This window comes from Exiguobacterium sp. s121 (genome assembly GCF_018617245.1).
Taxonomy (GTDB): Bacteria; Bacillota; Bacilli; order Exiguobacteriales; family Exiguobacteriaceae; genus Exiguobacterium; species Exiguobacterium profundum.
The window spans coordinates 876,429-899,142 of sequence record NZ_JACSJV010000001.1 but is presented as its reverse complement, the minus strand read 5'-3'; the positions used below and the strand labels follow the sequence as shown (position 1 = coordinate 899,142).

The following is a 22,714-nucleotide window of genomic DNA, read 5'->3' as shown; positions in this document are numbered from 1 at the left end:
CAATAAAAAAAGCCATAGACATCGTCCATGGCTTCGTACACTTATTCTTTTGAAGCAGCGACCGTCGTATCAGCTAATTCTCGCTCCGGTGTAGGAGCTGTTGCAACGTTCCCTTTCCCCGCAAAGTTCTCGAGCAAGTCTTTCATATCAATGCCCGAAGAAGCTTTTAATGTTTGTTGAAGCGACGCCATGAGGTCGGTTGCGTAACCTGTCACTTTCCCGGCACCGCCGTTTTGACCGCTCCCCGTGTCGACGACCGTAATCTGATCGATGTTTCCAAGTGGCGATGCAATTTCTTTCGCATAATCAGGAAGCATCTTGACGACCATATCGAGAATCGCAGCCTGCCCGTATTGCGCGAAGGCTTCGGCAATCTTCTCTTTCGCTTCCGCTTCGGCAAGACCGGTCAAGCGGATAATTTCAGCTTCTGCCTCACCTTTCGCACGTTCAGAATCCGCTTCTGCAAGACCTGCCAAACGTACGCGTTCCGCATCGGCTTTCGCCTGTGCTTCAATACGATACTTCTCTGCATCCGCACTTGCGATTTGACGTGCCTTATCCGCAGCGGCAGACTGTTCAATCGAGTATCGATCCGCATCGGCTTTTTTCTTCACTTCTGAATCATATTGTTTCTCACGACGCATGATTTCTTTCTCTTCGAGCTCGATTTGCTTTTGACGCTCGATGATTTGAACTTGCATCTGTTGTTCAGTGACTTCTTGTTTCGCACGCGCTTCCTCAAGCTCATACGCTTGGTCGGCCCGCGCTTTGGCAACATCTTGCTCACGGCGATAAGCCGCAATCCGAAGTTGGTTCTCTTTCTCAGCTTCCGCGATTTCAGACGCACGCTCAAGCTCGGCCTTCTTCGCATCTTTCATTGCTTCCGCCTGTTTGATGCGCGTCTCTTTATCCGCTTCTGCTGTCGCGATATCAGCATCACGCTTCACTTGGGCGATACGCGGTTTCCCTAGCGATTCCAAGTATCCGTTCTTATCTCGAACGTCTTTGATGGTGAATGATACGATGACTAGCCCCATCTTCGCTAAGTCTTGTGATGCAACTCGTTGAACTTCTTGCGAAAACTTGTCACGGTTCTTATAGATTTCTTCAACGGTCATAGAACCTAAAATCGAGCGCAAATGGCCTTCTAACACTTCTTTTGCTTCATTTTCACGTTCAATCTTCGGTTTTCCGAGGAACTGCTCAGCCGCTGTCGCGATTTCACTGATCGATCCGCCGATTTTAATGATGGCTGTTCCGTCCGCCATGACCGGGACACCCTGTTCTGTATACACTTCAGGTGTCGTGACCTCTAATTTGCTTGAGAGCAAGCTGAGCGGTTCTGCTTGCTGGAATACTGGGAAGACGAACGTCCCGCCGCCACGAATGATTTTGACGCGGTTACCGGATGTATCGCTATGTACATTTTTCTTGCCTAAATAACTACCTGTCACAATCAGTGCCTCATCTGGTCCGACTGTGCGATATTTTAGTACGAATACAAACACAAGTGCGAGGATGATGACCCCGACGATAATGCTGACTAAAATAGCCGTATTCATGTGTTATATCTCCTCTCGAATTGTAGGTTCGTCATATGGCATGACGATTGCGATATTGCCTTTTACTTCAATGATAACTACCCGACGATCTGTCGAAATCGATGTACCGTCTAAGCTTTGAGCCGTCTTTAAAAGCGATCCCGTCACTGTCTCAATCAAGACTTCACCGTATCCGCCTTCAGGAATGGGCACGGTCAATCGTCCGACACGTCCAACTAATGCCTCATCCGTCAAACCAATGGACTCTTCCGCATTTGAGAGCGGTAAGAGAACAAACAAATAGAGAAGCGTCGTCAGAGCAAGAGACCCGATCAATGCGACAGCGAGCCCAATCATCGGGGAAACGTGAGCCAATGCGTTTAAGATGAGCCCAATTCCTGCCCCTAGTGCTAAGAAAGATAGGATGACTGCAGGGTTGAACCAACCTTCAAACATATCGAACGCATCGGAAAACATCATGTAAATAAAGGTTCCAAGACCAGCGATGATCAACACCCACCAATAAAGTTGATCGATTGCCTCCATTACCACCCCTCCTGTCGACGTTTTTGTTCCATCATCAGTACGCGTCGAAGTTGTTCGACTTCTAATGCAAGCCGATCTTCAATTTCATCCCACTCCGACAGTGATGAAGTGGATAAGTCGTTCACTTCTCGAACTCGACCAATGGAACGTTCAATCCGTCGCCGATTGTATATGTCGACAAATTCTTGTCGTTCGAGTCGCATCCTGTTTAAAAAATATTCCACTTCTTTTTGAACTTGAACGACTTGATCCGTCACGCCCTCAGAAGAATCTTGCATCAGTAGCCGACGCACTCTCACTTGATGAGCTACTAATTTAGCAATTCTCGCCTCGAGTTCGAGAATGTGCTTGTATAATTCCTCTACCTCATCTCGTTGCGTGTCATCGCGCCACCACACGTCCACCTCACCTCACTTTTCTCTACTCATCTCCATATACGATAAAACCTCATCTTCGGTTTCAAAAAATCATAAAAAAATGTAAAATGAATTTGCCAGACAGAAAGGAAGTGCTCATGTTGGGCAACCAAGTCATCAAGCTATCATCCGCATCACAAGAAAAACTAAAGAAAATGTATCATGAGTATGCAGTCGCGCCACCACCATATGCGACATTCAGCGCCAAGACACCGGGATTTGTCGTAACGGTTTATCAATCAGGGAAAGTGATGTTCCAAGGAAAAGATGCTGAGACCGAGGCAGTGAAATGGGGACTACCTGCTGAGAAGAAACAAGCATCCGCACCGAACACCCTCTTACCTGAAGGATTTTCAAGTTGGTCTGTCATTGGAAGCGACGAGGTCGGAAAAGGAGACTACTTCGGACCACTCGTCGTCGTAGCGGCTTTTGTCTCACGCGATCAAATCGCACTCGTCAAAGAACTCGGCGTGAAAGATTCAAAACAGTTATCCGACCCTGAAATCATCCGGATTGCGAAAGATTTACACGCTACGATTCCCTATCAAAAAGCAACACTGCATAATCCAACATATAACAAAATGCAACGGACGATGACACAAGGTAAAATGACCGCCATCGCCCATAATGCTGCACTTCGAGCGTTGCTTGAGAAAATCGGACAGAAACCCGATGCCATTCTAATCGATCAATTCGCAGAGAAGTCGGTATACTATCAACACTTGCGGGCAGAGCGGGATATCGTGCGCGACGATGTCTACTTTTCAACCAAGGCAGAAGGTCTTCATGTCGCCGTCGCAGCTGCTTCCATTTTAGCTCGCGCCTTCTTCTTAAAAGAAATGGACAAACTAAGTAAACAAGTAGGATTGACCCTCCCGAAAGGGGCAGGAGCAAAAGTCGACCAAGTCGCCGCTCAAATCATTCGAGGTCATGGACAGGATTATTTACAAAAGATTGCTAAAGTCCATTTTGCGAATACAAAGAAAGCCATCAACTTGAATGAACGTCGTTTGTAGAGCTTCGACATCAAGTATGATATACTCGTTTTACGGTTAAATGAACTTAAAATTTTTGGAGGATAGCGTTCATGTTGCATTATAAAACCTACACGATTAGTGATGACCATCCTTGGGTCATCTTTATACATGGGGCCGGAGGAAGTTTATCGCATTGGTATCGCCAACTTCGTCCCTTCCGTAAAAAATATAATGTCCTGCTCGTCGATTTACGCGGTCATGGCGGTTCATACGATGCTGAACAGTCGCTCAAACAACCATTGAATGCCTATACGTTTGATGTCGTTGCCAAAGACGTGATTGAAGTCATGGATCACTTAGGTATCGAAAAAGGGCACATGGTCGGTCTTTCTTTAGGGACGATTGTGATTCAGGCGATGTTTGAGCACTATCCGGATCGAATCGCATCAGTCGTCCTCGGCGGAGCCATTGTAAAATTTAATGTGCGCTCCACGTTGCTCATCCGACTTGGTAGTCTCGTGCAAAACTTCGTCCCCTATATGTGGTTATATAAATTATTCGCATGGATTTTACTCCCGAAGAAGCGTCACAAGAAGTCTCGGATGATGTTCGTCCGCGATGCGGCGAACTTATGTCAACGTGAGTTTATCCGTTGGTTCAAGATGACGGAAAATATTAATCCTTTATTGAATCAGTTCACTTCGATTCAAACGAACGTCCCGATTTTGTATATTATGGGTGATGAGGATTATATGTTTCTTGAAGCTGTCGAGCGGACAGCGAAACATCAACCGACAGCCAATGTTGAAATCGTTGCAGACTCTGGTCATGTGGTCAATGTAGACCAACCCGATCAATTCAATGCATTGTCGATGAATTTTATCGACGATCAGATTCAAGCACGCTCATTACAAATGAGCTAATTCAGGACGCCACTGGGCTTCCTGAATTTTTTTGTGTTTATTTTCAGAAAATATTGATTATTACAAAAATAGATGGTATTCTTTAGCAAATCCAACGAAGAGGAGATGCTCGAAATGTCCAATCCCGTACATATGAACAGCCTGCTGATTATTATTCGACTGAGGGACTGAAATCGTTTTGTTTTCAAAAAACGACTTTTCAGGCCCTTGTTCCCGTGGTAATCGGACAGGCGCCTGCAGATTGAAACCGCGCCTATCCTTGATGGATAGGTTTTTTTGTTGACATAAAGATATAGAGGAGATGATGGAAGTGAAGCAGTATATGATGGATCGAATGGTAAAAATTTCAGCAGGTATGGCAAATGCCGTACTCGTCACGCTCGGTGTCGGTTTATTGATTGAGACGATTGGTAATTTGAGCGGAATCGCGATGCTCGTACAGATTGGACAAGTCGCCAAATCATTGTTGGCACCTGCTTTAGGCGCTGGTGTCGCGTTTCAACTCGGAAGCAACACGCTCATCCTATTTAGCGCCATGATTGCTGCAACCATTGGCGGTGCAGCTTTAAAAGCGTCAGAAAGCGGACTCGTCCTCGTTCCAGGTCAACCGATTAGCGCACTGATTGCAGCGGCTGCCGCTGTATGGCTCGGAAAACGTGTCCTCGGCAAAACAAAGTTTGATATGATGGTCGTCCCGGTCACAGCCGTTTTAGGTGGTGGAATCGTTGGGGTTGCTGCAGCAGCGGTCACGACTCCTCTTATCAACTCAATCAGTCAAGGGATCACCGCATCTGTAGAAACGTCGCCGATTGCCACATCTCTTGTCATCGCACTTGTTTTCAGTGTCATGCTCATGTCGCCTGCATCATCTGCCGCACTCGCCATCGCGCTTCAACTTGACCCTGTCGCTAGCGCCGCTGCCTTGATCGGTTGCTCTGCTCAATTTGTTGGATTTACCTTAATGGCATATCGTCAAACCGACCCAGGTGGATTGGTCGCTTCCTTCTTTGTCACACCGAAAGTGCAGTTCCCGAATATTATCAAAAACCCACGAATCGTCGTTCCACCGTTTATTGCCGCGATGATTTCTGCACCGATTGCTACTTTGATGTTCTCACTCCAAGTTCCTTATGAAATTGCAGGTCTCGGTCTCAACTCCCTGATTGCACCGCTTCAGATTTTAGCGGTCCAAGGGTTGGATGCCTTTCTCATCTTCACCATGACCGGCGTCGTACTCCCTGCACTCATTACATGGGCTCTTTATCGTGTGACGAGTCTTGTCGGATGGACCAAGTTCGGCGATCTCGCACTCGAGATTCAATAATAAAAGGAGCGTTGTCACATGTGGACAACGCTCCCTATTTTTTACGCTCGAAGTTCAGCTCCGTGCGTCGCACGGACCGCCTCGACGATCGTTTCATATGCTGCCGTTACTTCTTCGTCTTGTAACGTTCGTGACGGGTCTTGGAACTTGAGTGAGAAGGCAATCGATTTCTCATCCGCTCCAACATTCTCCCCTGTATAGACGTCAAACAAGACGAGGTCAATCAAGAGTGGACCAGCCGCTTGGCGGATCGTTTGTTCCACTGTCCCAGCTGGAATCTCACGTGATAAGACGAGTGCCAAATCTCGTGAAATCGATGGATAACGTGGTACGTCTTGATAAAGAAGTGTCTCGTCTCCATGAAGTGCCAATAGGTCGAGTTCGAATACATACACTTCCTTCATACCGTAGACGTCTTTTGATGTTCCTGGATGCACTTGTCCGACATATCCGATGACCTCTCCGGCCATCAAGATGTTCGCTGTGCGACCTGGATGCATGTCAGGCATCGATACGGCCTCATACGTGACATCTAGGCGAAGCGTTTGGACTAACGTGTCGACAATCCCTTTTGCGACGAAATAGTCGACCGGGACCCGTGTTTCTTGCGAACGATGGTCCATCCAAAGACCTGTGACAACGCCGGCCACCCGTTCTTTCTCACGCGGTAACGTTTCTCCGTGCTCCGTATAGACGCGCCCTGTTTCATAAAGTGCGACGTTCGATTGTTGACGCGCCGTGTTGTAGCGCGCTGCCTCCAACAATCCAGGGATGAGCGACGTACGAAGGACAGAGCGTTCTTCACTCATCGGCATCGCCAATCGGACGAGCTGATCGTCTTTTCCACCGAAACGTGTCGCATGCGCCTCACTCGTTAACGAGTAAGTAATGGCTTGTGATAAGCCGACTCCTTGTAACAAACGACGTGTCTGTCTGCGCAGTACGTTGATTGCTGGCAAATACCCTTTCGATTGTGAGGCAGGTAACGTCGACGGGAGACTATCATATCCGTATAGACGTGCCACTTCTTCTGTGATGTCAGCCGGAAGCTCTAAATCCGGACGGCGCGATGGAATGTGTACTGTCAGCACGTCATCCCCTTCTGTCGCGAGACCGAGACGCTCTAAGATGTGAACGATTGTCTGACGATCGAGTGTCATCCCTAAACGCTTGTTTATATAGTCAATCGACACTTGGATTTCTCGGGCACGTGATTCGGCTTCACCTGAACGCACCGCATCATGAATGGCTCCTCCACCGAGTTCGACAATCAATTGCGCAGCACGGTCAAGCGCGAGCATGACACGTTCTGGGTCAACGCCTTTTTCGAAACGAGCGCTTGAATCTGAACGAAGACCGAGCGTACGGCTCGTCTTGCGTACGGATGCCGGATCAAAGTACGCTGACTCTAAAACGATATCTGTCGTTGAAAGATCTACCTCTGTATTGGCACCACCCATGACGCCTGCGATGGCGACCGGGGCTTGTCCGTCCGTGATGACCATCATCGATGAATCGAGCGTACGCGTCACGTCGTCGAGTGTGACCATTTCTTCTCCATTTTCGGCTTGACGGACCACAATCGAGTTGCCGAGTTTCTTCGCATCGAATGCGTGAAGCGGTTGTCCGATTTCAAGCATCACGTAGTTCGTCACGTCGACAATGTTGTTGATTGGACGGACACCTTCTGCGATCAAGATATTCTTTAGCCATTGTGGCGACTCTGCAATCGTTACCCCTTTGACTTCACGAGCTGCGTAATATGAACAGTTCGGTGTCGCAAGTTCGATAGATACCTCCGATGGTGATGATGACGTGACATCTGCCGTCGGCAACGTGTATGGACGTTCTAAGATGGCCGCAACCTCATGAATGATTCCATAGAGGCTCAAGCAATCTGAACGGTTCGGAGTCAAACCGAGTTCGATGACTTCATCGTCCAAGTCGAGTAAATCGAGCACATCTGCTCCGACTTGTACGGATTCACGGAATGTGTGGATCCCATCCTGCTCGTCTTCCCGAATTTGTTTCTTCTCAAAGCCGAGCTCTTCGAGTGAACAAATCATCCCTTGTGATTCGACACCACGAAGTTTTGCTTTTTTGATTTTTAGTCCTGGTAAGCGTGCGCCAACTTTGGCCACGATCACATGTTGCCCTTCGCGCACGTTCGGTGCGCCACAGACGATTTGAACAGGGTCACATTCTCCGATGTCCACTTTCGTCACGTTTAACTTATCCGCTTCCGGATGTTTCTCACATGAAAGGACCCGTCCGACGACGATCCCAGAAAGTCCTTCCCCACGATTTGTCACACTTTCGACTTCGATTCCGTTCTTCGTAATCAAGTCACCGAGCGCTTCGCCGCTTAAATCGGATACATCAATATATTGATTCAACCATTTTTTTGAAAGTAACATCTGTCTTCCTCCTTAGAATTGCTCGATGAAACGTAAGTCATTTGTGTAGAAATGACGGATGTCATCGACGCCGTGTTTGAGCATCGCCATACGCTCCACTCCGATTCCGAATGCGAATCCTGACACTTTTGATGAGTCATAGCCAGCCATCTCTAAGACATGAGGATGGACCATTCCGCCTCCGAGAATCTCGATCCAACCGGTTCCTTTACAGACGTTACATCCTTTCCCGCCACATTTGAAGCAAGAGATATCGACTTCGACCGATGGTTCCGTGAACGGGAAGAAGCTTGGACGAAGACGAATTTCGCGCGTTTCACCGAACAACTGCTTCACGAACACTTCGAGTGTCCCTTTTAAGTCAGCCATCGAGATGGATTCATCGACAACCAATCCTTCGATTTGCATGAATTGATGCGAATGCGTCGCATCGTCTTCATCACGACGATACACTTTACCTGGACAGATGATGCGAATCGGTTTTCCGTTCGCCTCCAACATCGTGCGAGCCTGTACGGGAGATGTATGAGTACGAAGCAACGTCTCTTCCGTGATATAGAACGAGTCTTGCATGTCTCGTGCAGGATGATCTTTTGGCAAGTTCAGCATTTCGAAGTTATAGAGATCGGTCTCGACTTCAGGACCTTCAGCAATCGTATATCCGAGTCCAACGAACAAATCTTCCATCTCGTCGATGATTTGTTGCAAGAGATGGCTATGGCCAGGAGTCGATGTCCGTCCCGGGAGTGTCACATCAAGCGTTTCCGCTTTTAACTTTTCCTCTAATTCAATCGCCTTCACTTCTTCGATTCGAGCATCGAGTGTGCTTTGAATCGCGGTACGAACGGTATTGGCCAACTCACCGATGACCGGACGTTCCTCGGCAGATAATTTACCCATGCCACGGAGCACTTCAGTCATCGGTCCTTTTTTCCCTAAATATTTGATGCGGACGTCATTCAATGATTTTTGTGTGGATGCCTGTTTGATTTCTTCTAACGCTTCCACTTGTAACTGTTCTAATTGTTCTTTCATGTGTTCGCTTCCTCCTCAACATAAAAAAGTCCCTTCAGTCGTTGACTGAAGGGACGAATCATCGCGGTACCACCCTACTTGGCCAATTCATGGCCCACTTGAGAGCATCGTTATCGTGATGCCAAACCGGTGTTGTCTCCAACACGACTCCAGAGTGAATTCAGCGACGAATCCGGCAAAGGCTCTCAGTCACGGCCCTTGCTCCCTGAACGGAATCGGTCATTCGCTTACTATGTTCTTTCAACGTCATATCTTATTCATCGATGTGTTTAACCTATCACGTTTTTCACGTGCTGACAAGATTATTGTAAAGCGATGCGATACATTAAAATACCCGCAGCGACCGCCGCGTTGAGCGATTCCGCGTCGCCGAGCACCGGAATATGCACACGTGTGTCACAGAGTGCCAATACATCAGCATGAACCCCTTGTGCCTCATTCCCGATGACGAGGGCCACTTTGTCTTCGAATGCAACTTGCTCATACGATGTTGCCTTTGAGAGAGCTGTGCCGTAGACGTGGAATCCATCCTCTTTCAGCTCAGGTAACTTTTCAAGCAAGTCGACCGAGGTCACGTTCACGTGAAACAGTGAACCTTGTGTGGCACGTACGACTTTGGCGTTGAACGGATCGACCGTACCTTTCCCGAGTAACACCGTATCGAATCCGGCAGCATCTGCTGTCCGAATCATCGTACCGAGATTACCCGGGTCCTGTACTCGGTCTAGTACGAGTACTTTCTTCATTTTTCGTTCCACCGGTGTCATCTTGACAACGGCAAACACGCCTTGGGTCTTTTCCGTTTCGGAAAGAAGGTCCGCAACGTGGTCGGATAACTCGAGGACTGGCATATCTTCAAGTCGCCACGTTCCTTTTGGTGAATACGACTCAGCCATGATGAGTTGGACGAGTCGACCGGCACGAATGGCCTCGTCCACCAAATGCTCTCCTTCTACTAGGAATTGACCCGTTTCTTGACGACCTTTTTTCGTCATCAATCGTTTTAATCGTTTAATCGTCTCGCTCTTCGTAGACGTAATCTTCGTCATATTATCCCTCTTTCAACCATTGGACCGTTTCGTGGTCTAAACGTTTCGTCAATGCGACAACGAGTTGTACCGCTGCCTCGTAATCATCCTTATGGATGATGGACACGTTCGTGTGTAAATAGCGGACCGGTACTGTCAATGCGATGGCCGGCATCCCAATCCCAGAAAGATGGAATCGCCCAGCATCTGTGCCACCGCCTGGCGTTAAGTCCAATTGATATTTGATGTCTTGCTCTTTGGCCACGTCAACGATGAGGTCGACAAGGCGTGGGTTCGTGACGGTAGTCGCATCAAAGAAGATGACTTGAACCCCGTCCCCGAGTTTTGACAACCCTTCTGCCTGGGTCATCCCCGGCGTATCACTTGGAATGCCTGTATCAACAGCAATCGCGACATCCGGGCGAATCAAGTTGGCAGCGGTCACCGCTCCACGTAACCCGACCTCTTCCTGTACTGTCGCTCCTGTATACACGACGCCTGGGAACGATTCTTCCTTCAGACGTTTTGCTGCTTCGATGGCAATCGCACATCCGATTCGGTTGTCCCATGCCTTCGCCATCAAGAAGTTCTCATTTTTCATGACAGTGAATTCACAATGGGGCACGACCGTATCGCCTGGACGAATTCCCCAATCAGCCACTTCGTCTTTCGACGTGGCACCGATATCTAAGAACATATCTTTGATTTCAACGGGTTTTTTTCGTGCCTCGAGCGGTAGGACGTGAGGTGGTTTCGCACCAATGACACCGGGAATCTTTTCACCAGACCGTGTGACAACATCCATTCGCTGTGCCAACAGCACTTGGTTCCACCAGCCACCGAGCGCTTGGAAACGAAGGAAACCGCCTTCTTCCACACGTGTCACCATGAAGCCGACTTCATCCATGTGACCCGCAATCATGACACGCGGACCTTCAGCATCTCCAGTCATTTGACCAAATAAACTTCCGAGTCCATCCTGTTCAAACGACTCGACATGCGGCTCGAGGTATTCACGCATCAATTGACGGACTTCTCCCTCATTGCCCGGGACGCCTGTTGCATCCGTCAAACGTTTTAACATATGTAACGATTCATTCATACCAATCCGCTCCTTTTCATTAATATCCTTGATTTTGTCGCTCATGGTTTACTTCATTTTTATTCATGTATGCCAGCAAAATGAGTTGCTCATTAAAACCGAGCGTATAACCAAGTTCGAGATAAGCTGCCATCAGCGTCTCGTACATGGCTTCCGTTTTTGAAAGACCAAAATTCGTCACTTTTCGATAAATATCTAAAAAAGCATCAGTCGCATCAAGATATGAACTTCCCGCAGGAAACGCATCTCGTTCATACCCAAGCGCAAGACCAAGTGACAGTAAGAAATGAATGCCGTCTACATATTCTTCTAAGATCACATCTTGAGGCGACGGTCCTTTCTTCGACCAAAACTTAAAGCTACGTGTTTCGTTAGCCAGTTCACCGAGCTCGACAAGCAGCGCCAGTAACCGTTCATCGAATTGATTGCCGGATAATCCATGTTGTGCTTTGATCCGCTCGTCTAATTCGCGCTGCCGATCAAACAATGTTGTCCAGTTCACCGGATGTTCCTCCTCTATCTCCACTTATAGCAGTACTAAAATCATTAAAGACCAGCCCACTGCTAAAATCAATACTTGTAATTGAAGCAGTTTTGGGGCATGAACAGCCTTCTTCCGAGTCAAATGAAGACCGAACAAGGCACCGATGGCTCCTCCTGCATAGGCGTATAGGACATTAAAGTCACCTTTTCCTTGCGCATACTGTTTCGCTTGGATATAGGTGTAAACGTTCAAGATAATGAGCGCTAAGGCGACGATCGCAACAACCGATTGATTCATACGCTTTCCTCCTTCTCTTAATTCTAAGAAATTCTAAAGAAAAAAGAAAGCGCCGAGAGAGTGTCTCGGCGCTGTCGATTGAACGATTACGCGTTCAATTTTGATTTAGCTGTTTCAGCGAGTGACGCGAATGCCTGTGCATCTGTCACAGCAAGCTCAGCAAGCATCTTACGGTTGATGTCGATTCCTGCAAGCTTGAGGCCGTGCATCATACGGCTGTATGAGAGACCGTTTGTACGTGCTGCCGCATTGATACGTGTGATCCAAAGACGACGGAAATCACGTTTCTTCTGACGACGGTCACGGTAAGCGTACATGAGTGACTTCATGACCTGTTGTTTTGCTACTTTAAATAGAATGTGTTTCGAACCAAAGTATCCTTTGGCAAGTTTAATTTGCTTTTTACGACGTTGACGAGTCGTATAACCGCCTTTTACGCGTGGCATATGGATTCCCTCCTAAATTGTTTCTGTATTACTTCGCGATCATGTTGCGAATGCGTTTGAAGTCTCCAGCTGATACGATAGCGCCTTTACGGAGCTTACGTTTCGCTTTAGTCGATTTGTTTGCGAACAAGTGACTTGTGTAAGCGTGTGAACGCTTGAGTTTACCTGATGCTGTACGTTTGAAACGTTTTGAAGCACCGCGGTGCGATTTCATTTTCGGCATGAGTATTTCCTCCCCACTGAGAATCGATAATTAATCTTCTTTGTTCGGAGCCAGCACTAAGAACATGCTGCGTCCTTCCATCTTCGGCTTTTGTTCAACTGTTGCCAAATCGGCACATTCCGCTGCCATTTTGTCCAAAACACGTTTCCCGATTTCCGAGTGTGTGATGGCACGTCCGCGGAAACGAATCGAAGCCTTCACTTTGTTTCCTTTTTCAAGGAACTTGCGTGCATTACGCAATTTTGTTTGGAAATCGTTGTCCTCGATTGTTGGACTGAGACGTACTTCTTTCATTTGGATGACTTTTTGGTTTTTACGCGCTTCTTTCTCCTTTTTCTGGAGTTCGAAACGGTACTTCCCATAATCCATAATTTTAGCGACCGGTGGATTTGCTTTATCCGCGACTAAGACGAGGTCTAGTTCCGCTTCTTCAGCTAAACGTAACGCATCGTTACGTGATGTCACACCGAGTTGTGCACCGTCTGCGCCAATGAGACGTACTTCACGGGCACGAATGTTTTCGTTGATAAAGAGCTCTTTGCTAATGGTTAGCACCTCCATCGTGCGATTGCACGAGATTTAGATTGACAAGACAACATGGCAATAAAAAAAGCGTCGGCAGTTTCCCACCCACACATCAGTTGAGGTCATAAAACGGCAGACGATGCCGAATGAACCAAGAACTTGATGGACCTGCCTGATGACTCTCAGACGAGGTGAAAAGCGGGTGCTTCTGCTTTGTTGTTTTTAATCACTATGTCATCTTAGCACTAGCAGGAAAAGATGTCAAGATATCGCGCATGAATAATTGGTAGCTCACACTTTTATGATGATACCAGTCATTCTCTCGTTTCGCAATACCTTTTCAAAGGGAATAATGAAATATCAAAGGAGGGATCGACATGAACTGGCGAAAAGATGTATCGCGAGAGCATGACTACCATGATCAAGTCCAGCAGATTGTCAGTAAGACGATGCAAGCACATGGGCTAGAAGACGAAAAATTACAGGCGGTATTAACAGACCTATTAGAAGAAATGAATCGCATTACTTTAAAAATCGTCGATGACCATGAGTCGGCTCAAAATTATATCCATAAACGGTGGTACTGAAACAACCCCACACCATGATCTTTGCGATGATTAAGACAAAAACGATAGAAGACGCCTGTCTCAACTTGATTGAAACAGACGTCTTTTTTAATTACTTCGCATATACCATTTGACCACCTAGGTGACCTGCATAAGCAAGTAGTCCGGCTCCGACGAGGGCAACGACAAAACTCAGTGTAATCCACAGCTTCCCTTTTGCACGATATCCGATTGCGAGCAAGACCACTGTGATGCCAAATGCAATCAAGCTGTACAGGGCAAAATGTTCATGGTTTTCAATCATCGCTTCTGTCACCGATGGCAGATTCGCTTCCGCATACTCTTCCGCACTATCCCCTGACAAGAAAGCTACTGCACCGGACAATAATCCTGCAACCAATGTGATGAGCGCAAACAATCGAAAACTTGTCCATTTGAAACTGATCAAAATCAATAGTGTACCAAACAACAGTAGACCGATTGGTGCGTGCACGAGCAATGGATGTAATGGGACTCCACCGAGCATAACAATTCCTCCTAAGATGTGATCAACTATTATGAAAGTTGTATACCCGATTCCATCATACGTTTATCCACTACTCCACTATTTCATCATGTCACATCATCAATTTGTAAGCGATTTGAAGAAGTTACCAATGGCCTCAAACAATCGGGCAAAGAATCCCTTTACTTCTTCTTGTTCGAGGAATGCCTGCACATCTTGACCCGCATCTTTCAATCCACTACTGATCGCTGACCAATCAAGATTTGCTTGCTGCATGTTTTCGAATAGCGTCGTCAGTTGAGCGAGTTGACCCTCAGACAACTGAACGTTATTTTGATTCAATACTTGAATGACGATGTCACGAATCTCAATATTTGTCTCTGGCATCTGATTTGCGATTTCCGCTTTAATCTCGTTCATGAGACCTGCTACGTCCTCTTGTCCGACTGTCTTACCGATTTCAGACGTGACCGCCAGCTCTTCTTGCGCCAATTCTTTTCGTTCATCCGACAGTTCAATCCCGGTCTCGGCCGCGGTCTGATCATATGCCTTCATAATTCCCGTCAAGGCCGAGGTACCCGTCACGTTAATCGGTGACGTGATATAAATATCGGCATCCGTCACACCCGCCGTGACGAGGGCGTTCGCATACATATCTTTCGTGACCCACGTCACGTTTTCCGTCTGAATATCAAGACCAGTCCCGTTCGTCAACTTGATTCGGGCAGACGAGTACATGCCGCCTCCACGCTGTGCTTGCGGGACCGAATCACCTAAATATTTTTCTTCATCTGCGGCAGTCGCGATAATGGGTTCGATTCCTTCTGGGGCATCCATACGCTCAAGTACCCATTTTTGTTGCTCTGAAGATAATGATTCACCAAGGGTTACAATCGTATCATTAACGATTGCCTCCGCTCCGACTTTCGGAAGCGCTCCTGTGAACGCAACCGCTCCAATAGTAAGTGCCAATACTGGCTTCATATAATTCATTAAGTATCACTCCTTACGTTTACGATACGTGTAGATGACCAAATACACATCCGTCTATAGACCGAAAAAAACCACCTTTCTGGTTGGAAAGGTGGTCCCTCACTTAACGTGAACGGTTCGCAATCTCATCTGTGAGCGATGCGATGAATTCATCAAGTGAAGCAGAAACTTGTTCCTGCTGACCGTAGCGGCGAATATTGACCGCACGCTCATCTCGCTCTTTATCGCCAAGAACGAGCGTCATCGGAATCTTCTTCATTTGTGCTTCACGAATCTTATAGCCTAGTTTCTCGTCACGGAGATCCGTTTCGACACGAACACCACGTTTGACAAGTTCTGCTTTCACTTCTGCGACGTATTCGTCGTGGACGTGTGAAACCGGGATCAACTTGACTTGGACCGGTGCGAGCCATGTCGGGAACGCGCCTTTATACTCTTCAATCAAGTAAGCGACAAACCGTTCCATCGTCGAGACGACACCACGGTGCAAGACGATTGGACGATGGTCCTTACCGTCTGGCCCAGTGTATGTCAAATCGAAACGTTCCGGAAGCAAGAAGTCGAGTTGGACAGTCGAGAGCGTCTCCTCTTTCCCAAGTGCCGTCCGTACTTGTACGTCAAGTTTCGGTCCGTAAAATGCCGCTTCGCCTTCTGCTTCGAAGTACGGAAGTTCGAGCTCGTCCATCGTTTCCTTCAACTGACTTTGTGCCATTTCCCAAATGGCATCGTTATCGAAATACTTCTCTTTATCAGCAGGATCGCGATACGAGAGACGGAAACGATAATCTTTTATGCCAAAGTCAGCGTATACTTCTTGAATCAAATGAACGATGTCTTTGAATTCTTGCTTCATCTGTTCAGGTGTAACGAACGTATGTCCATCATTCAATACCATATAACGAACACGTTGTAGACCTGTGAGCGCCCCTGACATCTCGTAACGGTGCATCCCGCCAAGCTCAGCGATTCGAAGTGGAAGTTCGCGGTACGAACGTGGCTCATGTTTGTAGATTGTCATGTGGTGCGGGCAGTTCATCGGACGAAGGACGAGTTCTTCGTTGTCCATCTCCATTTTCGGGAACATGTCGTCTTGATAGTGATCCCAATGACCAGATGTCTTATACAAGTCGACCGAACCGAGAACCGGTGTGTAGACATGTTGATATCCGAGTTCGAGTTCTTTATCAACGATGTAGCGCTCGACCGTACGACGAATCGCAGCCCCTTTCGGAAGCCACATCGGAAGCCCTTGACCGACTTCTTGTGAAACGAAGAAGAGGTCGAGTTCTTTCCCGAGTTTACGATGGTCGCGTTCTTTCGCCTCTTCAAGAAGACGCAAGTGTTCAGCGAGTTGTTCTTTCGTCGCCCACGCTGTCCCGTAAATACGCTGTAGCATCTTATTGTCTGAGTCCCCGCGCCAGTAGGCACCAGCCACGCTCATCAATTTGAAGATTTTCAACTTCGATGTTGACGGGACGTGAGGTCCACGGCAAAGGTCAAAGAACTCACCTTGATGATAGATTGTAAGGGTTTGATCAGCAGGAATGTCCTCAATCAACTCAATCTTGAGCGGATCTCCCAATTCTTTATAACGAGCGAGCGCCTCGTCACGGGAAACGACTTCACGTGTGATTTCTAAGTTTTCGTCGACGATGCGTTTCATCATCTTTTCGATTTCAGGAAGGTCTTCCTCATTGATGCGACGATCCATCTCGATATCGTAATAGAACCCGTTCTCAATCGTCGGTCCAATTCCGAGATAGATGTTGTTGTCTTCTCCGTATAACCGTTTGATCGCTTGAGCCATCAAGTGCGCTGACGAGTGACGCATCAAATCAAGACCATCTTCCGAGTCCGGCATCACGAGTTCGATTTTGCCGTCATGTTCGATTGGACGACGATAGTCGATGAGTTCTCCGTCTAGTTTTGCTGCGATTGCCTTTTTACGAAGTCCCGGACTGATCGAGCCCGCGACGTCTTCTGCTGTGACGCCTGCATCAAATTCTTTTACCGCGCCATCTGGAAATGTTAATTGAATCATGTACATCTGTCCCCTCTCAAAAAATGAATATAAAAAAAGCCCGTCCCTCAAAAAGGGACGAGCTTTGATTCTCGTGGTACCACCCTCGTTCCCAAGCAATCTGCTTGGCTCGAACACACGATAACGAGTGTGAATCGCCGCACGATTGACCCGTACGGTGCTCTGAGGGAGTAAATCCATCGTCGTCGTTAGGAAGCTTCCACCGCCCTTCCCTCGCTAAAACTCGTCTCGATGATCCATATCCTCTTCTATGCATCCTTTATATGTTTCTTAGTATAGTCAACTCACCAAAGAAAAACAATCCTTTACCGACGGCGATTTTCACCCTTTAACTCAATTTGGGTCGTCGTCGTGGAAATACGTTGCATGAGTCGCTGTGCCTTCATTTTATTTTGCGGCGAACCATCGATTGAAAAGTGCGTCTCGAGTTCTTCTCCGCTAAAGTTTGAACTGTAGAGCGTCGGCAAGCGATGCATCATCCGATACTGAAGAATGATCCCGAACAATTCATCTCGTACCCACGGACTGATGGCTTCAGCTCCGATGTCATCAATCAGTAAGACTGGCACATGTTGAAACGACGTCAAGAAAGAGTCGAACGACTCGGTACGAATTTTGCGTTTCGCCTCCGACACAAAGCCCGGAGCATGGACTAGAATCGTCTCGATGTCCGCCACCTTCAACTCATTGGCGATTGCGGCGAGTAAATATGTCTTCCCGACGCCAAAACTACCATGGAGATAGAGGCCGTTCACTTTTTGACGAGACTTCATCCCTGTTACAAATCGCATCGCTTCACGCAATGCGATTTTACGCGCGTCGTCGCCCCAATCGAAAGATTCGAAACTCGCCTCGCGAACTTCTTCCGGTAAAAACAAACTTTTGAATTTACGGTCCATTTCTTTTTGTCGTCTCGCCTGGCGATGTGCGACCGTTTCTTCATATCGAATTGCAATCTGTCCTAAATCGACATAAAGTACCGGTTGATGGCCTGGGATGACGGCCTGATCTTCTCTGAACGTTTTTCCATCCATCTGTTCCGCGTACTCACTCAGTTTGGTAAACCCGATTTCAATCGCCTTCTCCTCTAACTCTGGATGAGCGTTCAAAAATGCGATGACACCCGGGTGGTTCAGTGTACGTCTGCGAATCGACTCGTACGCCTCCCGAACTTCTTTTCGGTTCATCAACTGAGACAGCGACTGATTGATTCGTTCCATCCCCTCACCCCTTCTCTTTCAATTCATTTAATAGTTTCACAAGTTCCGCGTCATCCGGTACGGACGACTCGAGTTCTTTTTTCCTCGCTTGGTCGTATGAGCGCTGTTGTTTCGCCTCGTCCTCGAGCCATTTCGGCATATCCCCTTGTTGGGGTTTCCGTCGTGACCCGACTGTGGTGCGTTGCACACTCTCACGTTTTTGCTGTTTCTTCTCGATGAGCGCATCTTGAGATTCTTCACGCTCTAGCGCTTCTTTTGCATTCGTATAGCCCGCTGTTTTCCAACTCGTCGCAATGCGCAAGACATAGTTCTCGCTCAGCCTCGTCTGCTTCTTCACTTCGATACAGTAATAGAAGAGCGCATTGATGACCCCTGGCGCGAGACCGAGTGTGTCGACGAGTTCAATGACTAACTGTTCATCACTTTTTGAAAGTTGCGGGGTCTTCCGAAGCGTCGAGACATATTGATGTGGGTGTGCGGACTCCATCACTTCGGGATCATGCAAATCTCCTAGTTTCGTCTGTTCAAGTTCGACGGTCTTCTCTTTCCGGTGGCGCGTCTGTTTCTTCTTCAACTGCAGAACCATTTGACGACAACCGTCCCGCTTCTCTTGTTCGCTGAGTGGCAGGTACGCCTCATGTACGAAATATTCTTTCAACATTTCCGCCATCGTCTCTTCATCGAGTTGTGACACGTAGGCCAATTTTGTGATCGTTTCGTCTAATTTTTTCGTGAAAAATCCAACTGGAAAATTCGTCAGTTTTTTCACAATTTCCATATCGAACGAATAGTTGATCTCAATCTTAGCCCGGTCCGGCTTTTCATAATTTTTTTGTGTGAACGCACGATGGTTCACTCCTTTGACATCAAATACTTCATTGAAATCCTTTGTCACTTCGACGATGCCTGCGGGCAACGGATCAATCGTAAAACGCCCTTGCAGTTGTTTGAATCGTACTTCCCCGACTTTATAGAAGAGGAAACTCGACAGTAACCCATCATTCAAAAACGTGTGCGGTGCAAGCGGAACACGTAACTGATAAACGTATTGTGTCAATCGAGCGTCTTTTGTTTTATAGGTGCGCACTAATCCGATCGCTTCTAAGCGGAACAAACTGTCCATTAACTCATTGATAGAGAACTCCAACATCTCACACAATGCACTATGGGACATATAGTTGGATTTCATTTTGCCCGGTTTTAGTTCGCTCCATAACGTTTGATAGAGTGCGAGCGCCTTCACCCCGATGACAGGTTGATATAAGTGGTAAAGGGACTGGTACGATTCACGGTCGACTAGACCGGTACTCATGATTAACAATTCGTCCGTCCCAAAGATTGTACGTTCTTTCTCCATGGCTCTCTCCCTTGAAAAAGGGCGACCAGCAGGCCGCCCTTTAGTTGGTCGAATTTTCTTGCTTCATTAAATCTTCAAGTTCTTTAAAGAACACCGTGATGTCTTTGAATTGACGATAAACCGATGCAAACCGAACATATGCGACTTCATCGACTCGTGCAAGTTCATTCATCACAAGCTCGCCTACTTGTTCACTTGGAATTTCTGACTGGGCGAGGGCACGGAGTTGCTGTTCGACTTTCGTCACAACTCCTTCAAGCTGTTCAAGTGTGACAGGTCGTTTCTCGCACGCCCGAATAATGCCGCGAAGCACTTTTTCACGACTGAACTCTTCACGATTTCCATCTTTTTTAACAATGATGAGCGGTGTCTGTTCAACCGTCTCAAACGTTGTAAACCGATACCCACATTTTTCACATTCACGACGACGTCGAATCGAATAATGGTCTTGCACCGGACGGGAATCGAGCACTCTCGTTCCATTATGATCACATTTCGGACAACGCATGCTCAAACCTCCTTATCGTTCGACTGTTTTATTACCAATGGCACGTAACGGGAATTGTTGCGTGAGCGCCTCGTAGTAGTGCGATACAATTTGCGAGAGGTCTGCACCGAGTCGCTGTTCACGGTTTAATGTAAAATCGACAGCCGTCCGGCCGCCATCCACTTGTACAATCGTGATGAGCCCGTCCCAGCCTTCTCCGAGAAACGAAAGTTCTCCTCGATTCGCATCGATTCGACGAACCGTCTGACCGTTCTCTTGAATTTTTCCTTCTAACCATTGCAACATCGCATGTGACGATGCCGCATAGTAACGTGTTTGGAGCATTTCATTTTTATGTGTATCTTTCGTTTCAATATGTGTTTGTAACTTATCTAACAGTCCCATAATCCACCTCAACGCCTGAGTTATATACGTTAAGCATATCAAAATTAAGGCGACAACAAAACAATTAAAAGGGCTGACCGTTAAACGGTCAGCCTCAAAAGGTCAATCTGATTTATTTGCTGATTGCCACTTGCGCTTCCGGAACACGAATTGGTCCCATTCCACGCTCAAGTTTCACATCTTCACGTACTTTTGCATCCAATCCTTCAGCAATATACTGCGATGCTGTAGCCGGATCGATTCGATCTCCACATGTAAACACGTCAACTGACGCATAGCCATGTTCTGGGAAACTGTGAATCGTTAAGTGTGATTCTGAAATGATGACGACTCCACTTACACCGTGTGGCGCAAATTTGTGGAATGCAACTTCGCGGACTTCAGCGCCCGAACGAAGAGCAGCATCGACGAACAAACGCTCGATGTAGTCGATATCATTTAATTTGTCGGGATTGCACTCCCAAAGTTCTGTAATAATGTGACGTCCCATAGTATCCATATTAGTGGATCCCCCTTTACATCAATGGTCTCAAAGTAGTTGATGATCACTCACTTTGTGCCTGAATCGCCCACAACCACGGGGGCAAGTTAGTCCTAAGAGGTCCTAACCCTTTAAGTTGCGTTTGTCAGACCAATTGAAGTTCACGAAATTGAGTGTAACGTGTTTGGGACGTCGTTACAAGACATTTGATAAAAAAATCTGAAAAATATTTCTCCGCACGTAATATTTTTTTAGGCGTGTGTTTCTTGTTGCCCGATTTGAAGATAGCTGGCCACCATATCCAACAAGTCCACGACACGGCATGAGTAGCCCCATTCATTGTCATACCACGCGAGTACTTTGACATGATTCCCTCCGAGTACCATCGTCGAATCCATGTCGATAATCGACGAGCGATCGTCCCCGTTAAAATCGATAGAGACGAGCGGTTCGTGAGAAACGCCTAAAATACCCGTCATTTCTCCATACGCTGCCCGTTCAAACGCTTCATTGACTTCATCGACCGTAACATCTCGGTGGAGTTCGACGACCAAGTCAACAAGTGATACGTTCGGAGTCGGTACACGGAGTGCCATTCCGTTTAACTTCCCTTGTAGTTCCGGCATCACCAGACCAATCGCCTTAGCCGCTCCCGTTGATGTCGGGATGATGGAACTGCCACACGCACGCGCGCGCCGCAAATCTTTATGCGGGTTGTCAATATTGTTCTGATCGTTCGTATAGGCGTGTACCGTCGTAATCAGTCCCGTCTCAATACCGAACGTCGAATGCAAAACCTTCACGACAGGTCCGAGACAGTTCGTCGTACACGATGCGTTTGAAATGATATGGTCTTCCTCCGGGCGATAGTCACGATCATTGACCCCCATCACGATCGTGCGTAAGTCCCCTTTACCCGGTGCGGTCAAAATCACTTTTTTCGCGCCTGCCTCAAGATGAAGTCTTGCCCCGCTATCGGAGTTAAACTTTCCGGTCGCTTCGACGACGATGTCGATTTCAAGGTCTGACCAAGGCAACCGTGATGGATCACGTTCCGAAATAAGTTCAATCCGTTTCCCATCGACTTCGAGCGCATCCCCATGCGCACGTACTGTCAATCCGAATGGACCGTGAATCGAGTCATGTTTAATAAGATGCGCAAGTGTTTCCGCCGGATAACTTGCGTTAATCGCCACCACTTCATGACGTCCCTCGAGCATCAATTTTCGAAATACCATTCTTCCGATTCGACCAAATCCGTTAATTGCCACTTTTGTCCCCATGATAGATCCCCCTTTTTCTACATTACGGTTTCATTATAACGGATAGCTGTAAGCGTTTTCACTATGATTCGTCACATTTTTTTCGTTTTTCT

Annotated in this window: 25 protein-coding genes; 4 read left to right on the top strand and 21 right to left on the bottom strand. The window is 47.3% G+C overall.

What is annotated here, in order from left to right; genetic code table 11:
* Positions 1–41: 41 nt before the first annotated feature.
* The 3 genes from KOG47_RS04575 to KOG47_RS04565 are packed head-to-tail and all read right to left on the bottom strand — an operon-like array spanning position 42 to position 2,485.
* Positions 42–1,562 (bottom strand): flotillin lipid rafts scaffold protein FloT, encoded by a 1,521-nt coding sequence (locus tag KOG47_RS04575; protein WP_074036561.1) that lies wholly within the window; start codon positions 1,560–1,562, stop codon positions 42–44.
* Positions 1,563–1,565: 3 nt separating this feature from the next.
* On the bottom strand, positions 1,566–2,087 hold the full coding sequence (locus KOG47_RS04570; protein WP_074036559.1) for an NfeD family protein: 522 nt from the start codon (positions 2,085–2,087) through the stop codon (positions 1,566–1,568).
* Positions 2,087–2,485 carry a hypothetical protein gene (locus tag KOG47_RS04565; RefSeq protein WP_196430893.1) on the bottom strand — a complete coding sequence of 133 codons (399 nt, stop codon included), beginning with the start codon at positions 2,483–2,485 and terminating at the stop codon, positions 2,087–2,089. The genes KOG47_RS04570 and KOG47_RS04565 overlap by 1 nt, the downstream gene beginning before the upstream one ends.
* A gap of 119 nt (positions 2,486–2,604) precedes the next feature.
* On the opposite strand from KOG47_RS04565, the gene rnhC reads away from it, so the two are divergent.
* The 3 genes from rnhC to KOG47_RS04550 all read left to right on the top strand — a co-directional run bounded on the left by rnhC (position 2,605) and on the right by KOG47_RS04550 (position 5,727).
* Positions 2,605–3,519 (top strand): ribonuclease HIII, encoded by a 915-nt coding sequence (rnhC, locus tag KOG47_RS04560; RefSeq protein ID WP_380081280.1) that lies wholly within the window; start codon positions 2,605–2,607, stop codon positions 3,517–3,519.
* Positions 3,520–3,590: 71 nt separating this feature from the next.
* Complete coding sequence (locus KOG47_RS04555) at positions 3,591–4,403, top strand: alpha/beta fold hydrolase (protein WP_078147177.1); 813 nt, start codon at positions 3,591–3,593, stop codon at positions 4,401–4,403.
* Between the two features lie 301 nt (positions 4,404–4,704).
* Positions 4,705–5,727: a PTS sugar transporter subunit IIC gene (locus KOG47_RS04550; protein WP_074036553.1), complete on the top strand. Its 1,023-nt coding sequence runs from the start codon at positions 4,705–4,707 to the stop codon at positions 5,725–5,727.
* Positions 5,728–5,768: 41 nt separating this feature from the next.
* On the opposite strand, the gene pheT is transcribed toward KOG47_RS04550, so the two are convergent.
* From pheT to infC, 9 genes are all read right to left on the bottom strand, one after another.
* Positions 5,769–8,144 (bottom strand): phenylalanine--tRNA ligase subunit beta, encoded by a 2,376-nt coding sequence (gene pheT, locus KOG47_RS04545; RefSeq protein ID WP_215243813.1) that lies wholly within the window; start codon positions 8,142–8,144, stop codon positions 5,769–5,771.
* A 12-nt stretch (positions 8,145–8,156) separates the two neighbouring features.
* A complete protein-coding gene (gene pheS, locus KOG47_RS04540; protein ID WP_159562521.1) occupies positions 8,157–9,179 on the bottom strand; it encodes a phenylalanine--tRNA ligase subunit alpha in 1,023 nt (340 codons plus the stop codon).
* A 302-nt stretch (positions 9,180–9,481) separates the two neighbouring features.
* Complete coding sequence (locus KOG47_RS04535; RefSeq protein WP_031423182.1) at positions 9,482–10,228, bottom strand: TrmH family RNA methyltransferase; 747 nt, start codon at positions 10,226–10,228, stop codon at positions 9,482–9,484.
* A 1-nt stretch (position 10,229) separates the two neighbouring features.
* Positions 10,230–11,309, bottom strand: coding sequence for a M42 family metallopeptidase (locus tag KOG47_RS04530; protein WP_196430896.1), 1,080 nt, complete (start codon positions 11,307–11,309; stop codon positions 10,230–10,232).
* A gap of 19 nt (positions 11,310–11,328) precedes the next feature.
* Positions 11,329–11,811 carry a dUTP diphosphatase gene (locus KOG47_RS04525; protein ID WP_012726694.1) on the bottom strand — a complete coding sequence of 161 codons (483 nt, stop codon included), beginning with the start codon at positions 11,809–11,811 and terminating at the stop codon, positions 11,329–11,331.
* A 24-nt stretch (positions 11,812–11,835) separates the two neighbouring features.
* A complete protein-coding gene (locus KOG47_RS04520; protein WP_074036543.1) occupies positions 11,836–12,090 on the bottom strand; it encodes a hypothetical protein in 255 nt (84 codons plus the stop codon).
* Between the two features lie 86 nt (positions 12,091–12,176).
* Positions 12,177–12,536, bottom strand: a complete 360-nt coding sequence (gene rplT, locus KOG47_RS04515) for a 50S ribosomal protein L20 (RefSeq protein ID WP_012726696.1) — start codon at positions 12,534–12,536, stop codon at positions 12,177–12,179.
* A gap of 28 nt (positions 12,537–12,564) precedes the next feature.
* Entirely contained in the window at positions 12,565–12,759 is a 195-nt protein-coding gene (gene rpmI / locus KOG47_RS04510; RefSeq protein ID WP_012726697.1) for a 50S ribosomal protein L35, read from the bottom strand.
* A 30-nt stretch (positions 12,760–12,789) separates the two neighbouring features.
* Positions 12,790–13,320 carry a translation initiation factor IF-3 gene (gene infC / locus KOG47_RS04505; protein WP_012726698.1) on the bottom strand — a complete coding sequence of 177 codons (531 nt, stop codon included), beginning with the start codon at positions 13,318–13,320 and terminating at the stop codon, positions 12,790–12,792.
* Between the two features lie 341 nt (positions 13,321–13,661).
* On the opposite strand from infC, the gene KOG47_RS04500 reads away from it, so the two are divergent.
* A complete protein-coding gene (locus KOG47_RS04500; protein ID WP_012726699.1) occupies positions 13,662–13,871 on the top strand; it encodes a hypothetical protein in 210 nt (69 codons plus the stop codon).
* Positions 13,872–13,962: 91 nt separating this feature from the next.
* Here KOG47_RS04500 and KOG47_RS04495 read toward each other — a convergent pair whose 3' ends face one another.
* The 9 genes from KOG47_RS04495 to KOG47_RS04455 form a co-directional block, all read right to left on the bottom strand.
* On the bottom strand, positions 13,963–14,376 hold the full coding sequence (locus KOG47_RS04495; RefSeq protein ID WP_074036537.1) for a DUF2231 domain-containing protein: 414 nt from the start codon (positions 14,374–14,376) through the stop codon (positions 13,963–13,965).
* Positions 14,377–14,475: 99 nt separating this feature from the next.
* Positions 14,476–15,348, bottom strand: coding sequence for a DUF1002 domain-containing protein (locus tag KOG47_RS04490; RefSeq protein ID WP_196430898.1), 873 nt, complete (start codon positions 15,346–15,348; stop codon positions 14,476–14,478).
* Between the two features lie 103 nt (positions 15,349–15,451).
* Positions 15,452–17,395, bottom strand: a complete 1,944-nt coding sequence (gene thrS / locus KOG47_RS04485) for a threonine--tRNA ligase (RefSeq protein WP_074036535.1) — start codon at positions 17,393–17,395, stop codon at positions 15,452–15,454.
* Between the two features lie 299 nt (positions 17,396–17,694).
* Positions 17,695–18,609, bottom strand: coding sequence for a primosomal protein DnaI (gene dnaI, locus KOG47_RS04480; protein WP_074036533.1), 915 nt, complete (start codon positions 18,607–18,609; stop codon positions 17,695–17,697).
* 4 nt (positions 18,610–18,613) lie between these two features.
* On the bottom strand, positions 18,614–19,966 hold the full coding sequence (locus KOG47_RS04475; protein ID WP_012726704.1) for a DnaD domain protein: 1,353 nt from the start codon (positions 19,964–19,966) through the stop codon (positions 18,614–18,616).
* Between the two features lie 40 nt (positions 19,967–20,006).
* A complete protein-coding gene (gene nrdR, locus KOG47_RS04470) occupies positions 20,007–20,474 on the bottom strand; it encodes a transcriptional regulator NrdR (RefSeq protein WP_012726705.1) in 468 nt (155 codons plus the stop codon).
* A gap of 12 nt (positions 20,475–20,486) precedes the next feature.
* Positions 20,487–20,858: a hypothetical protein gene (locus KOG47_RS04465; protein ID WP_031423166.1), complete on the bottom strand. Its 372-nt coding sequence runs from the start codon at positions 20,856–20,858 to the stop codon at positions 20,487–20,489.
* A 112-nt stretch (positions 20,859–20,970) separates the two neighbouring features.
* The gene (gene speD, locus KOG47_RS04460) at positions 20,971–21,357 is read right to left on the bottom strand and encodes an adenosylmethionine decarboxylase (protein WP_012726707.1); all 387 of its coding nucleotides are present in this window, start codon (positions 21,355–21,357) and stop codon (positions 20,971–20,973) included.
* A 233-nt stretch (positions 21,358–21,590) separates the two neighbouring features.
* A complete protein-coding gene (locus KOG47_RS04455; RefSeq protein WP_074036529.1) occupies positions 21,591–22,622 on the bottom strand; it encodes a glyceraldehyde-3-phosphate dehydrogenase in 1,032 nt (343 codons plus the stop codon).
* Between the last annotated feature and the right edge of the window lie 92 nt (positions 22,623–22,714).

What these genes read in the sequence shown, in the direction of transcription:
- KOG47_RS04575 (WP_074036561.1), bottom strand. Translation starts at nt 1,562, where the DNA reads ATGAATACGGCTATTTTAGTCAGCATTATCGTCGGGGTCATCATCCTC.
- KOG47_RS04570 (WP_074036559.1), bottom strand. Translation starts at nt 2,087, where the DNA reads ATGGAGGCAATCGATCAACTTTATTGGTGGGTGTTGATCATCGCTGGT.
- KOG47_RS04555 (WP_078147177.1), top strand. Translation starts at nt 3,591, where the DNA reads ATGTTGCATTATAAAACCTACACGATTAGTGATGACCATCCTTGGGTC.
- KOG47_RS04550 (WP_074036553.1), top strand. Translation starts at nt 4,705, where the DNA reads ATGATGGAAGTGAAGCAGTATATGATGGATCGAATGGTAAAAATTTCA.
- pheT (WP_215243813.1), bottom strand. Translation starts at nt 8,144, where the DNA reads ATGTTACTTTCAAAAAAATGGTTGAATCAATATATTGATGTATCCGAT.
- pheS (WP_159562521.1), bottom strand. Translation starts at nt 9,179, where the DNA reads ATGAAAGAACAATTAGAACAGTTACAAGTGGAAGCGTTAGAAGAAATC.
- KOG47_RS04535 (WP_031423182.1), bottom strand. Translation starts at nt 10,228, where the DNA reads ATGACGAAGATTACGTCTACGAAGAGCGAGACGATTAAACGATTAAAA.
- KOG47_RS04530 (WP_196430896.1), bottom strand. Translation starts at nt 11,309, where the DNA reads ATGAATGAATCGTTACATATGTTAAAACGTTTGACGGATGCAACAGGC.
- KOG47_RS04520 (WP_074036543.1), bottom strand. Translation starts at nt 12,090, where the DNA reads ATGAATCAATCGGTTGTTGCGATCGTCGCCTTAGCGCTCATTATCTTG.
- rplT (WP_012726696.1), bottom strand. Translation starts at nt 12,536, where the DNA reads ATGCCACGCGTAAAAGGCGGTTATACGACTCGTCAACGTCGTAAAAAG.
- rpmI (WP_012726697.1), bottom strand. Translation starts at nt 12,759, where the DNA reads ATGCCGAAAATGAAATCGCACCGCGGTGCTTCAAAACGTTTCAAACGT.
- infC (WP_012726698.1), bottom strand. Translation starts at nt 13,320, where the DNA reads ATGGAGGTGCTAACCATTAGCAAAGAGCTCTTTATCAACGAAAACATT.
- KOG47_RS04500 (WP_012726699.1), top strand. Translation starts at nt 13,662, where the DNA reads ATGAACTGGCGAAAAGATGTATCGCGAGAGCATGACTACCATGATCAA.
- KOG47_RS04495 (WP_074036537.1), bottom strand. Translation starts at nt 14,376, where the DNA reads ATGCTCGGTGGAGTCCCATTACATCCATTGCTCGTGCACGCACCAATC.
- KOG47_RS04490 (WP_196430898.1), bottom strand. Translation starts at nt 15,348, where the DNA reads ATGAATTATATGAAGCCAGTATTGGCACTTACTATTGGAGCGGTTGCG.
- thrS (WP_074036535.1), bottom strand. Translation starts at nt 17,395, where the DNA reads ATGTACATGATTCAATTAACATTTCCAGATGGCGCGGTAAAAGAATTT.
- dnaI (WP_074036533.1), bottom strand. Translation starts at nt 18,609, where the DNA reads ATGGAACGAATCAATCAGTCGCTGTCTCAGTTGATGAACCGAAAAGAA.
- KOG47_RS04475 (WP_012726704.1), bottom strand. Translation starts at nt 19,966, where the DNA reads ATGGAGAAAGAACGTACAATCTTTGGGACGGACGAATTGTTAATCATG.
- nrdR (WP_012726705.1), bottom strand. Translation starts at nt 20,474, where the DNA reads ATGCGTTGTCCGAAATGTGATCATAATGGAACGAGAGTGCTCGATTCC.
- KOG47_RS04465 (WP_031423166.1), bottom strand. Translation starts at nt 20,858, where the DNA reads ATGGGACTGTTAGATAAGTTACAAACACATATTGAAACGAAAGATACA.
- speD (WP_012726707.1), bottom strand. Translation starts at nt 21,357, where the DNA reads ATGGATACTATGGGACGTCACATTATTACAGAACTTTGGGAGTGCAAT.
- KOG47_RS04455 (WP_074036529.1), bottom strand. Translation starts at nt 22,622, where the DNA reads ATGGGGACAAAAGTGGCAATTAACGGATTTGGTCGAATCGGAAGAATG.